Below are 11,956 nucleotides of genomic sequence, written 5' to 3' on the forward strand. Positions count from 1 at the left end.
TTCCTTGATTCTGACCTTAAACGCCAGCATTGTAGAGAATTCACTCTGTAATTTTATTTATCGATGAATAAAGGAAATATCAAGTGAAAGGGGTGAATTTGCAGAAAACTGCTGTAAACGCTGCATGATTTCTTCCCGGCTCAAGGCACAGCTACCATCAGGTTCAGCCGCCATGGCAGCAATATGCAGGATCAGTTTCTGGATATAGATATTGCTGTCGATAAAATAAGATTCCAGCGTCAGTAAATAGGCATCCTGCGCCACTTGTAGATAGTCATAAGGCTCCATCGCCAGCATTTGTTCCAGGTCAATCAGGATGTCTTTGTCATTCTGCGAGAGTTTTAAACGCTTATTGACTGTCGGTTGAGACAAGGTCTGTCTGGAAGCTAAAAAGTCTTGCAATAAGCGACTGTCAGAATTGAGTTCAAGTGCAGATTGGTATTCACATTCGGGTTGGGTCGGAACGCTGAGAAAAAAGATAATCGAACCTAGATCCAGACCATAAGCTTCAGAAAGTCGATGTTTGGCTTGCTTAAAAGTTTCTAGCAATAACTCCAAGTGAGTAGCGGGAAGCTGTTTTTGCTGGGCTAAGACAGGATGGCCAAAACTATGCTGGGTTTTAAAATACTCTGCCAGCAAGGCTTTAACAGGTATAAGCTCGGATTGAGGAGAGCTCTGGCTTCTATAGCGCCATTTTCGCACATTCCAGCGATCCCGTTCGGCCAGATATTGCTGTGAATCTTCAGGGTCCTGAAAAATGCTACGTTCTGTGGAAATCGCCAGATCATCCAGCAGCAAAAATTCATCAAAGACCAGACTACAGGCATAGATTTCATCATCCTGATAACGGTCATACAGCTGATAAAATTCCTTGACCAGCGTCTGTTGCAAGTGTTCTAAATAATCCAGCATGATTTTTTATTCTTTTTATTGGATTTTATAAGTATATTGCTTTATCTCTCGCTATTTCATCATAAGCCAATGTATTGCAAATCAAAAACTATAAAATGTAATGATTTTTCTCAGTGGAAGTTAGGACGATAGTCAAAGTTCTGACTCACGGTCTGGTCACGGAAAGGGCGTACGGCTTTCTTTTTGAGGAACATGTTATTGATAATATTATGCGGGAAAATCTGGATCTGATTATTGAAGAGTTCAACATTGCGGTTGTAGATGGTAATTGCAGCACCGACATTTTCATTCTGTTCTTCAATTTCATTCATCATTTTCAGGTAAATATTATTGGCTTTCAGTTCAGGGTAGTTTTCAATCACCACATTCAGGCTGCGCATCAGTTCTTTATTCAGGTTTTCAACTCGTTGTAACTGGGCAATATCGGCATCCTGAATATTCAGGTTCATAATGTTCTGGCGCAGTTCAGTAACTTTCTCTAAAGTCCCTTTTTCAAAACTGGAATATTGCTCAACCAGAGGTTGCAGACCATCCAGGATTTTTAGTTTTTGCCGCTCATAGCTAGCGACATCGGACCATGCACGAATAGTGGAGTTATGATGGCGCACAATGCTGTTACGAATCATGATAATGGCAATAATGACCAGAAGCGGGATAATGACAAAAACAAAAAATCCCATAAGAATAGTCCCCAGGAAAAAATAATTATTTTAAAAATTGCGTCAGATCAGTATGTAACTTTTCCAATTCTATTAATTTAAACGTTCTGAGATGGCCACGCAATGTGGAAATATCGCTAATTATGTCGTGTTTACTGGATACCTCAAATAAATCATGTGGTCCCAGATAACAGAGCATATGGCTCTCCGGGTGAAACAATAAATCGCCCTGACGCTGTTCAAAAAAGTCCGCCAGTCGAAGTACAAAACCAGGCGTGAGCAGTTTCGCCATTTGCATCGGATCACTGCCAAAGAAATTTAATTTCTGATTGGTGAGAATGTCGCTGCTGTGCCAAGGATGAGCATAAGGATAATAAAATTTCTTTCTGGAGGTAGTCACGGCTAGCCCCTGAATCTGAACATCAAAAACAAATACCCCCCAAAGGTCTTTATGTACCTGGGTCAGTTTGACCGGTTGACCTTCCTTATTGCGTACCTGAACTTCATGCACATAATGATATTGAAAGACCAGAACCTGATGTTGTTGACCATCTTCATCTTCCCAGACAGTGCTGGCATAGCGTGAAATTTCATTACTCAGAGAGCCTTGATTAAATACCGGGAACAGACGTTTTAAATGACTAATAAAATGTAGGGGATTGAGTGGAATCGAAATATGTTGTGGCTGCTTCTGAAAAGCCAGTTGGTATTTTTTGGCAAGCGCCTCATCTTCCAGATAGCGAATGACTTCATCCAGTGGCTTTCGATGTTCATAGCTGATATAAGCCCAGAACAATAGTAGACAGCCGAAGAAAACACCGCTTTGCATCCAGATATTGGCAGGCGCCACAAAGATGCAGCCAATCAAAAAGAGTCCGATTCCGGCTAGGGCAAACGGTAAATTATTTTCAAATTTTAAGCTAATTGGGCCGTTCCATGGATGCAAGCCATCCAATAATTCCTGATGGCTTTTGGCCTGACGACCCAGATCCCAGAGCCGGGCGATATTGCGAAACACTACTTCATTTTTCTTACGTCGAATATGAATGGAGTGCTGCACAGACTCGATCGGCATGGGGAGGGTTCCTGCTGATTACTGCGCTTGATCAATCAGCATGGCATCGCCATAACTGAAGAAGCGGTATTTGCTTTCAACCGCGTGTTTGTAAGCATTCAGGATGTTTTCGCGGTTAGATAGAGCTGAAACCAGCATGAGTAGGGTAGATTCCGGTAAATGGAAGTTGGTAATCAGACGATCCACTACTTTGAACTCATAACCCGGATAGATGAAGATTTGAGTATCACCGGTCCAGCCTTTCAGTTCACCACCATTGGCCTGAGCCGCACTTTCGGTCGCACGGGTTGCGGTCGTACCCACAGCAATCACTTTATTACCACGTGCTTTGGTGGCTTTGATCAATTCCATGGATTCATCCGATACCTGACACCATTCGCTGTGCATGATGTGATTTTCGATATCATTGGTACGAACTGGCAGGAAAGTTCCAGCCCCAACATGCAAGGTCACAAAGGTTTTCTGAATGCCTTTTTCTTCCAGTTTTTTCAGCAACTCTTCATCGAAGTGCAGGGAAGCGGTAGGAGCAGCAACGCTGGCCAGTTTTGTCGGATCATTGAAGACAGTCTGATATCGAACTGTATCAATCTCTTCGGCTTCACGGTTGAAATAAGGTGGAATTGGTAGTGCGCCGTATTGATCCAGCACATCCAGAATCGGCTGAGAAAACTCGACAATAAACAGATTTTCATGACGGCCTTGAACGGTGACTTTGACTTCATCTGGACCAATAAATAATTCTGCACCGGCTTTGGGTGTATTGCTGGCCTTGATATGACAATGCGCGATGAACTGATCCATCATCCGCTCAACCAGCACTTCTACTGCACCACCAGACGCACGTTTACCTTTCAGGCGTGCTTTCATTACTTTGGTATCGTTCAGAACCAGCAAATCGCCTTCATTCAATAAATCCAGAATATCGGTGAACTGGTGATCGTGATATTGGCCTTGTGCATCAAGGTGTAACAGGCGAGAAGCACTACGTTGTTCAAGAGGATAGCGAGCAATCAGCTCATCAGGGAGATCGAAACTAAAATCAGAAAGTTGCATGACAATTTACGATAAAAAAACTGCGGCTAGTATAAACTTTTTTCTTTTTTATGGCGGGAATTGCTCGATTATAAAACAAAAAAATAAGAATTGTTTTAAAATTAGGCAAATGAGTTTTTTCTGCGTTGACAAGTTTTTGAAACAGAGTAATATAGCCGTCATCCACTCCCGAGGTGGTGAAATTGGTAGACGCGGCGGACTCAAAATCCGCTGTCAGAGATGACGTGTCGGTTCGAGTCCGACCCTCGGGACCAAGATTCTAAAGAACCCCAAGCATATTAAGTCTTGGGGTTTTTTATTGCCTAAAAGTAAGTATATAGATGTGAACCTTATTGATTGATCGCATTCTTTGTTTTTAATTTGGTAAGGTATCTTTCAGAATAAGTATCTTAATCAGCAATTTAAATTCAGCCACTTAAATAAATGAGTTGTCTGTATTCTGGATATAAAAAAGCCCCACTCATCAAATTTTTCTTTTTCACAATCAAAAATAAAATTCAAAAGTGGAGCTAGATACCTAGATACTACAGTCTTAATAAATTAAGAAAATTCACCCGTTGAGCGTTCTTTGGCCCAGTCACGCAGGATAAATTTCTGCAATTTCCCGGTTGAAGTTTTTGGAATCTCGGTAATCACCACATCTTTAGGTACTTTAAAACGCGCCAGATGTTGCTTGCAGAATTCGATAATCTCTTCTGCTGTAGCAGTTTGTCCTGCTTTCAGTTCGACAAAGGCACATGGTACTTCCTGCCAGCGTGGATCTGGTTTTGCCACCACGGCTGCCGTGAGAATAGCAGGATGCTGATAGAGCACTTCTTCCACTTCTAGCGATGAAATGTTTTCACCACCTGAAATAATCACATCCTTAGAGCGGTCGGTAATTTTCGCATAACCATCAGGTTGGCATACTGCTAGATCGCCAGTATGGAACCAGCCACCGGCAAAGGCTTCTGCAGTTGCTTCCGGATTCTTTAAATAACCTTTCATGACGATGTTGCCACGGAACATGATTTCACCCATGGTCTGACCATCATGTGGCACTTCCTGCATAGTGTCAGGATCAAGTACTTTCATGCCGTCTTGCAATGGATATGGTACACCTTGACGAGAATGCAGTTGTGCCTGCTCCTGAATCGACAGGTCTGACCAACCTGCCTGAGACGCACAAAGCGCAGAAGGGCCGTAGGTCTCAGTTAGGCCATAGACATGAGTCACATTAATACCGATATTGCGCATGCCCTCAATGATCGCAGCAGGAGGCGCAGCACCGGCTACCATCACTTCGACACGATGATCAAACTTGGTCTTTTTATCTTCAGGGGTATTGATCAGCATCGATAGTACAATGGGTGCACCGCAGAAATAATCCACTTTATGTTCAGCAATCAGCTTAAAGATCAGTTCCGGATCAACTTTACGTAAGCAGACGTTCGTACCGCCATTGGCCGCCATGGTCCAGGCAAAACACCAGCCATTACAGTGGAACAGCGGTAAGGTCCATAAGTAAGTGGCACGCGGCATCATGCCACAGGCAATGATATTACTGGCTGCATTAATATAGGCGCCACGGTGATGGTAAACTACGCCTTTCGGGTTGCCTGTGGTTCCAGAAGTGTAGTTCAGGCTAATCGCATTCCATTCATCATCCGGTAAATGCCATTCAAAATTGGCATCGCCTTGAGCCAGCCAGTCTTCATATTCAATTTGGCCGATACGGGTGTCTTCACCCTCAAACTCCTCATCAGCCACGTCAATCACATAAATGTCCTGCTGTGGAACCAATGCCAACGCTTCTGTTGCAACTGCAGAAAATTCTGGATCGACCAGCAGTACTTTGGTCTCAGCATGTTCCAGCATGAACGCCAATGTTTTGGCATCCAGACGGGTATTTAAGGTATTCAGGACCGCACCCGCCATTGGCACAGCAAAGTGTGCTTCGATCATCGCAGGTACGTTTGGCAGCAAAACTGAAACGGTATCATTTTTACCGATGCCTAAATTCTGGAGCTGGTGGGCAAACTGACGGCAACGATTGTATTTTTCACGCCAAGTAATACGACGCTTACCATGAATGATCGCGTTTTGATTCGGGTAGATATAAGCCGCGCGATCGAGATAGCGTAAAGGTGACAGCGCTACAAAATTGGCAGGGGTGCGCGGTAATTCATCGTATGCCTTAACCATTGTAAAACTCCGTTCTATATTTATTTTTCATATCCTGTTAAAAAAGATATGCAATTCTTGGAAGTCTTGCAGTTATGCTTTAGTCGAGTGCAAATGTATAATTTTAAAAATTTAAATAATTGAATATTAATAAAATTATTTTTAAGCACTGATTTTTTTGAACCTATGGGTTCCCATATTTGCCTTTTTAGGTATTTTACTCTAAATGGGTGTTAAAAATAGCCTCAGCCAAGGAATAATAATGAAAATACAACAGGCGGATGCAACATGGCACAACTGGTCAGGAATCCAGTACAGTTCTCCTCAAATTTTCAAGCCTAAAGAAATCAATGAATTACAAAATCTGGTGAAGTCACATGCGCAGATTCGTGTGGTGGGTGCAGGACATTCGTTCAGTGCGCTGGCCAAAACCGATGAGGTATTGATTCGTCTGGATCATTTCAAAGGCGTGATAGATGCAGATGAAGCGACAGCTCAATGTACTGTACAGGCAGGTACGCGTTTATATGAACTGGGTGAATATCTAGCCCCTCTTAATCAGGCTTTGATCAATCAAGGCGATATTGATCAGCAAAGTCTGGCGGGTGCCGTCTCGACTGGTACGCATGGCACGGGAATTGATTTGCCATGTTTATCTGCTTTCGTTCAAGGCTTTGAGTTACTGATTGCAGATGGCGAATTATTGCAATGTGATAAGCAGCAAAATACGGAAATTTTTCAGGCGGGGCGGGTAGCACTGGGCAGTCTCGGAATATTGACTAAAATCACCCTGCAAAATCGGCCGTGTTATAAATTAAAAGAACAGATCCGGTTGTGTCCATTAAAAGACATATTTTCCAATATCGATCAATGGAAACATCAGCATCGTCATATTGAGTTTTGGGCTTTTTTGTATGCTGATCAGGTCATGCTGAAAACACTAGATGAAACGGATGAATGCATTCAGCCGAGAAAAGAAAGCTGGCCATCAGAAGATAGTTTATTGATGTTGTGCTCTGAATTGACACGGTTATTGCCGTTTACCAATCCTTATCTGCAAAAGCTGCTCGGTGTTTTTGTCAAACCGACCTGTTTTGTGGATTGGTCCAGTCAGATTTTCCCCACACCGCGTAATACCCGATTTAATGAAATGGAATACCAGATTCCGGTCGAACTAGGCTTGCAGTGTCTGGAAGAAGTGCTGCATTGTTTAAGGCAGCATCGTGTGCCGATGTTCTTTCCGATCGAGTTTCGTTATGTCAAAGCGGATGATATCTGGCTTAGTCCGTTCTATCAGCGGGATTCAGTTTCAATTTCTATCCATCAGTTTCATAAGCAGGATTATCATGTCATTTTTAATCTAATTGAACCGATTTTTCAGAAATATCAGGGGCGACCGCATTGGGGCAAATTGCATAGCATGCATGCTGCATCACTGCGTGACTTATATCCAAAATGGCCTGAATTTATGGCGCTACGTCAGCAGCTGGATCCACAGCAAAAATGGCTGAATCCCTACTTGAAACAACTGTTTTCTGGCTAAGTAGCAGGAGTAGAAGATGCGATCAACTTATTTTCAGCAACTGACTCAAGACCTAAAACAGCAGGGTACAGGTACACCACAACTGATTCTGGATTTGGTTCAGTATCAGCATAATCTGGATGTTGTGCAGGCAAAACTACCTCCGCAGTTAAAGCCTCGTCTGGTGGTGAAATCTCTGTCCAGTACTGAGTTGCTTCAATTAGCCAGTGAAAAGCTGAATACCCAGCGTTTTATGGTATTTCATCTGCCACATCTTCGGGAAATTATCGGAGCATTTGAGCAAGCGGACATTCTACTCGGTAAGCCAATGCCGGTTCATGCAGCGCAGCGCTTTTATCAAAGCTGGTTTGGTCAAATGGACTTAAATACTCAAGTAAATATTCAATGGCTGATCGATAGTCAGGCACGTCTGGAGCAGTATCTGCAACTCGCCCAAAGCCTGAATCTTTGCCTGAATGTGAATATTGAAATTGATGTGGGGCTGCATCGCGGAGGGGTGAACAGTCAGGAGCAGTTTATAGCCCTACTCAAGCTGATTCAGCAGCATCCTTTGTCTCTAAAATTCTCCGGATTAATGGGCTACGATGCGCATGTAGCTAAACTACCAAAAATTCTCAAAAGTTCTGAGAAAAGCTATCAGCAATCACAGCAGATTTATCAACAATTCAAGCTGACGCTGCAACAGCAATTTCCTGATTTATGGCATGAAAACCCATGTTTTAACGGTGGCGGCAGTCCGACCTTTATGCAGCATTGCCAGCAGAGTGTCTGTAATGATCTGGCTTTTGGTTCCATGCTACTTAAACCCAGCGATTTCGATCTGGACAATCTCTCTGCTTTAAAATCTGCCTTGTGGATCGCCACTCCGATTTTAAAAGTGCTGCCTTATAGCCAAATTCCTGGACTGGAAATGCTGAATCATCTACCACATCAGCATAAAGCGCTATTTGTGTATGGTGGCTACTGGCAGGCGGACTATTATTTTCCAGAAAAAAGCCAGCCGCATGTTTTATATAGACGCAGTAGCAATCAGGAAATGGTTCTGGTACCGAAATCTTGCGAACTGAAAGTTGATGATTATGTGTTTTTAAGACCAACTCAAAGTGAAGCCATCATTCCCCAGTTTTCTCAATTATATGTCTATGCTGAAAGGCAATTTGAAGCGTGGCAAACCTTTAGAGAATAAATAATTTTTGAGAGAATAATGATCTTAACTCATTGCGGCTCAAAAGAACTTTTTGGTGATAAATCCTATTTTTATTAGGGAAAAGGTTTAATCATTGGCCCAAGCCGTGTAAAATTCTAGGCGATTTTTTATTTATCCACCGTTTTTATCTTTTGAGGTTCTCCCTCGATCATAATCTCGCGGTGACATGCTCCATGGTACGGGGCATCACTCCTTAAGGATTTCATATGCCAATTATCACTTTGCCAAATGGCGATCAAAAACAATTTGATCACGCCGTATCTGTGATGGAAGTTGCTCAAAGCATCGGTCCTGGTCTTGCAAAAAATACCGTTGCAGGTCGTGTTAACGATCGTCTAGTGGACGCGTGCGATCTGATTGCTGAAGACGCAACCTTACAAATCATCACGCCTAAAGATGAAGAAGGTGTCGAAATTATTCGTCACTCTTGCGCACACTTGGTGGGTCATGCCGTTAAGCAATTGTTCCCAGAAGCAAAGATGGTCATTGGTCCAGTCATTGAAGAAGGTTTCTACTATGACATCTGGATGCCGCGTCCATTTACTTTAGATGACATGGCTGCGATTGAAGAGCGTATGAAAAAGCTCATCGATCAGGACTATGATGTCGTGAAAAAAATGACACCACGTGATGAAGTAATTGCAGAATTCACTGCACGTGGCGAAGAATACAAATTGCGCCTGATCGCAGACATGCCTGAAGAAACTCAAATGGGCCTGTACTACCATCAGGACTATCTGGATATGTGCCGTGGTCCGCACGTACCAAATACCAAATTCTTAAAATCATTCAAGCTAACAAAAATCTCTGGTGCTTACTGGCGCGGTGATGCGAAAAACGAACAGCTGCAACGTATTTATGGTACAGCTTGGGCTGATAAGAAACAGCTTGCAGCTTATATCAAACGTATTGAAGAAGCTGAAAAACGCGATCACCGTAAAATTGGTAAAGCTTTAGACCTGTTCCACATGCAGGAAGAAGCACCAGGTATGGTGTTCTGGCATCCGAACGGCTGGACCATTTATCAAGTGCTTGAACAATACATGCGTAAAGTTCAGCAAGAAAATGGCTATCTTGAAATCCGTACACCACAAGTGGTGGATTTCACGCTTTGGGAAAAATCAGGTCACGCAGCAAACTATGCTGAAAACATGTTTACGACTCATTCAGAGAACCGTAACTATGCCGTGAAACCGATGAACTGTCCTTGTCACGTGCAAGTGTTCAACCAGGGCTTAAAATCATATCGTGATCTTCCAATCCGTTTAGCGGAGTTTGGTTCATGTCACCGTAACGAGCCATCGGGTTCTTTACACGGCATCATGCGTGTACGTGGTTTTACCCAAGATGATGCGCATATTTTCTGTACTAAAGAACAAATCGGTACTGAAGTTGCAGACTTTATCAAATTGACACTAGACGTATACAAAGATTTTGGCTTTGAAGAAGTACAAATGAAGTTATCTACACGTCCTGAAAAACGTGTGGGTGATGATGCACTTTGGGATATGGCAGAAAAATCTTTGGCAGATGCTTTAGATACTGCTGGCCTAGATTGGGATTTACAACCAGGTGAAGGTGCATTCTACGGTCCGAAGATCGAATTCTCATTGAAAGACTGCTTAGGCCGAATCTGGCAGTGTGGTACCATTCAATGTGACTTCAACCTTCCAGAACGTCTGGATGCCTCTTATGTTACTGAAGACAACGATCGTGATCAGCCTGTAATGTTGCATCGTGCAATTCTTGGCAGTTTCGAACGTTTTATTGGTATACTGATTGAGCACTACGCGGGCTTTATGCCACCTTGGTTATCACCAGTGCAAGCGTGTGTCATGAATATTACTGATGCTCAAGCCGAGGCTTGTGAGTCAGTCGTCGCGAAACTTAAAGAAAACGGAATTCGTGCAATTTCTGACTTGAGAAATGAGAAAATCGGCTTTAAGATTCGTGAACGTACTTTAGAGCGTATTCCTTACTTATTGGTACTTGGGGACCGTGAGGTAGAGGAAGGTACGGTGAATGTCCGTACCCGCTCAGGAAAAAATTTGGGTACTATGTCAATCGATGCTTTCGTTGACTTAGTAAAAGCAGCCGTTGCCGAACGCGGCCGGTACATTGTGGAGTAACAGCGATTAAACAGCCTGACCGTAATCAACAGGGCGGTAATAAATCAAACCGTCCTGCCTTGAATGATGAAATTCGTGCTAAAGAAGTTCGTCTTGTAGACGAAAATGGTGAGCAAAAAGGTATTGTAAGCCTTGCGGAAGCATTGCGCGCAGCAGAAAATGTTGAGCTTGATCTTGTTGAGATCGTAGCCAATGCTGAGCCACCTGTTTGCAAAATCATGGACTTCAATAAGCATTTGTTTGATCTGAAACAAAAGCAGAAAGAAGCGAAGAAAAAACAACATCAAGTCCAGGTGAAAGAAATCAAGCTACGTCCTGCGACAGATGTAGGTGATTACAACGTAAAATTACGTGCAATCATCAAATTCCTTGAAGAAGGAAACAAGGTAAAAATTACCCTGCGTTTCCGTGGTCGTGAAATGGCTCACCAACAACTGGGTCTGGCTCAACTGCAAAAAGTTGAAGCAGACGTCGTTGAATATGGTGTAGTTGAACAAGCGCCAAAAATGGAAGGTCGTCAAATGGGTATGCTGCTTGGTCCTAAAAAGAAAAAGTAAGCATCTCTTGATGAAAAAAGCCCTGCATTTGCAGGGCTTTTTTATGAGGTAACTTAATTTTTTATTGAATAGGGTAGGATTTTCCTGCTTCTACAATCGGAATATTGGCCTCAGTGGGTACATAAATTATTTGTTGAATACGACCTTCACGTAGGGCTTCACCAAATGCACCAATAAATTCCTGCTTGCGATATTCAGGATAATCTTTAGCTGCCTGCCCAACGAGTTTAATAGCTTCTGCACGCAGTTTGGCACTTTCCAGTTCCGCTTTTGCAACTTGCACTTGAATCATTTTAGATTGTTCTGCTTCAGTCAATGCTGCCTGACCATCCATCCCTTGTTTCCAAACTTTATAATGTGGCCAGCCAAACAATAGCAGTAAAATGACAATCAATAAAAAGAAGAGCAAGCCCAATAGCATGAATGGACTTAGGGCGTTGCGACGGACATAATTCATAGTGCACCTACGGCAGATTTTTTTATCTATGGTATTTATTGAATGTTTTATTCTGTTTCAGAAAAGCATAGCCGAAATTTTATGTAAATCAACTATATGTGGTGATAGGGGAAAGTCCCAACCAGAACACCATTTTTTAATAACTGCTTTTTATCCTTTGAAATCTGATGAGATAAATTTCTTTCAGCTTAAACTTCATGA

The 11,956-nt window shown here is 42.7% G+C and carries 10 protein-coding genes and 1 tRNA gene; 5 read left to right on the forward strand and 6 right to left on the reverse strand.

Features of this window, described 5'->3' with window-relative positions:
* Positions 1-57 precede the first annotated feature (57 nt).
* From AC4MCD_RS02625 to queA, 4 genes are all read right to left on the reverse strand, one after another.
* The gene (locus tag AC4MCD_RS02625; RefSeq protein ID WP_491876544.1) at positions 58-912 is read right to left on the reverse strand and encodes a hypothetical protein; all 855 of its coding nucleotides are present in this window, start codon (positions 910-912) and stop codon (positions 58-60) included.
* Between the two features lie 110 nt (positions 913-1,022).
* Complete coding sequence (locus AC4MCD_RS02630) at positions 1,023-1,592, reverse strand: LemA family protein (RefSeq protein ID WP_491876545.1); 570 nt, start codon at positions 1,590-1,592, stop codon at positions 1,023-1,025.
* A gap of 25 nt (positions 1,593-1,617) precedes the next feature.
* On the reverse strand, positions 1,618-2,646 hold the full coding sequence (locus AC4MCD_RS02635; protein ID WP_491876546.1) for a hypothetical protein: 1,029 nt from the start codon (positions 2,644-2,646) through the stop codon (positions 1,618-1,620).
* Between the two features lie 18 nt (positions 2,647-2,664).
* Positions 2,665-3,699 carry a tRNA preQ1(34) S-adenosylmethionine ribosyltransferase-isomerase QueA gene (queA, locus tag AC4MCD_RS02640; RefSeq protein WP_180130690.1) on the reverse strand — a complete coding sequence of 345 codons (1,035 nt, stop codon included), beginning with the start codon at positions 3,697-3,699 and terminating at the stop codon, positions 2,665-2,667.
* Positions 3,700-3,866: 167 nt separating this feature from the next.
* Between queA and AC4MCD_RS02645 the strand changes: the two genes are divergently transcribed.
* Positions 3,867-3,953: transfer RNA gene (locus AC4MCD_RS02645), tRNA-Leu, on the forward strand.
* Positions 3,954-4,239: 286 nt separating this feature from the next.
* On the opposite strand, the gene AC4MCD_RS02650 is transcribed toward AC4MCD_RS02645, so the two are convergent.
* Positions 4,240-5,883 (reverse strand): acyl-CoA synthetase, encoded by a 1,644-nt coding sequence (locus AC4MCD_RS02650; RefSeq protein ID WP_491876547.1) that lies wholly within the window; start codon positions 5,881-5,883, stop codon positions 4,240-4,242.
* A 241-nt stretch (positions 5,884-6,124) separates the two neighbouring features.
* On the opposite strand from AC4MCD_RS02650, the gene AC4MCD_RS02655 reads away from it, so the two are divergent.
* The 4 genes from AC4MCD_RS02655 (at position 6,125) to infC (ending at position 11,298) form a co-directional block, all read left to right on the forward strand.
* Positions 6,125-7,405: a D-arabinono-1,4-lactone oxidase gene (locus AC4MCD_RS02655; protein ID WP_491876548.1), complete on the forward strand. Its 1,281-nt coding sequence runs from the start codon at positions 6,125-6,127 to the stop codon at positions 7,403-7,405.
* 16 nt (positions 7,406-7,421) lie between these two features.
* Complete coding sequence (locus AC4MCD_RS02660) at positions 7,422-8,591, forward strand: alanine racemase (RefSeq protein WP_491876549.1); 1,170 nt, start codon at positions 7,422-7,424, stop codon at positions 8,589-8,591.
* A gap of 227 nt (positions 8,592-8,818) precedes the next feature.
* The gene (gene thrS / locus AC4MCD_RS02665) at positions 8,819-10,741 is read left to right on the forward strand and encodes a threonine--tRNA ligase (RefSeq protein ID WP_491876550.1); all 1,923 of its coding nucleotides are present in this window, start codon (positions 8,819-8,821) and stop codon (positions 10,739-10,741) included.
* Between the two features lie 5 nt (positions 10,742-10,746).
* Positions 10,747-11,298, forward strand: a complete 552-nt coding sequence (gene infC / locus AC4MCD_RS02670) for a translation initiation factor IF-3 (protein ID WP_081400954.1) — start codon at positions 10,747-10,749, stop codon at positions 11,296-11,298.
* Positions 11,299-11,359: 61 nt separating this feature from the next.
* On the opposite strand, the gene AC4MCD_RS02675 is transcribed toward infC, so the two are convergent.
* Positions 11,360-11,755 carry a hypothetical protein gene (locus AC4MCD_RS02675; protein ID WP_491876551.1) on the reverse strand — a complete coding sequence of 132 codons (396 nt, stop codon included), beginning with the start codon at positions 11,753-11,755 and terminating at the stop codon, positions 11,360-11,362.
* Positions 11,756-11,956: the final 201 nt, after the last annotated feature.

Source organism: Acinetobacter sp. CAU_H_78, assembly GCF_058599365.1.

What these genes read in the sequence shown, in the direction of transcription:
- AC4MCD_RS02650 (WP_491876547.1), bottom strand. Translation starts at nt 5,883, where the DNA reads ATGGTTAAGGCATACGATGAATTACCGCGCACCCCTGCCAATTTTGTA.
- AC4MCD_RS02655 (WP_491876548.1), top strand. Translation starts at nt 6,125, where the DNA reads ATGAAAATACAACAGGCGGATGCAACATGGCACAACTGGTCAGGAATC.
- AC4MCD_RS02675 (WP_491876551.1), bottom strand. Translation starts at nt 11,755, where the DNA reads ATGAATTATGTCCGTCGCAACGCCCTAAGTCCATTCATGCTATTGGGC.
- AC4MCD_RS02625 (WP_491876544.1), bottom strand. Translation starts at nt 912, where the DNA reads ATGCTGGATTATTTAGAACACTTGCAACAGACGCTGGTCAAGGAATTT.
- AC4MCD_RS02660 (WP_491876549.1), top strand. Translation starts at nt 7,422, where the DNA reads ATGCGATCAACTTATTTTCAGCAACTGACTCAAGACCTAAAACAGCAG.
- queA (WP_180130690.1), bottom strand. Translation starts at nt 3,699, where the DNA reads ATGCAACTTTCTGATTTTAGTTTCGATCTCCCTGATGAGCTGATTGCT.
- AC4MCD_RS02630 (WP_491876545.1), bottom strand. Translation starts at nt 1,592, where the DNA reads ATGGGATTTTTTGTTTTTGTCATTATCCCGCTTCTGGTCATTATTGCC.
- thrS (WP_491876550.1), top strand. Translation starts at nt 8,819, where the DNA reads ATGCCAATTATCACTTTGCCAAATGGCGATCAAAAACAATTTGATCAC.
- AC4MCD_RS02635 (WP_491876546.1), bottom strand. Translation starts at nt 2,646, where the DNA reads ATGCCGATCGAGTCTGTGCAGCACTCCATTCATATTCGACGTAAGAAA.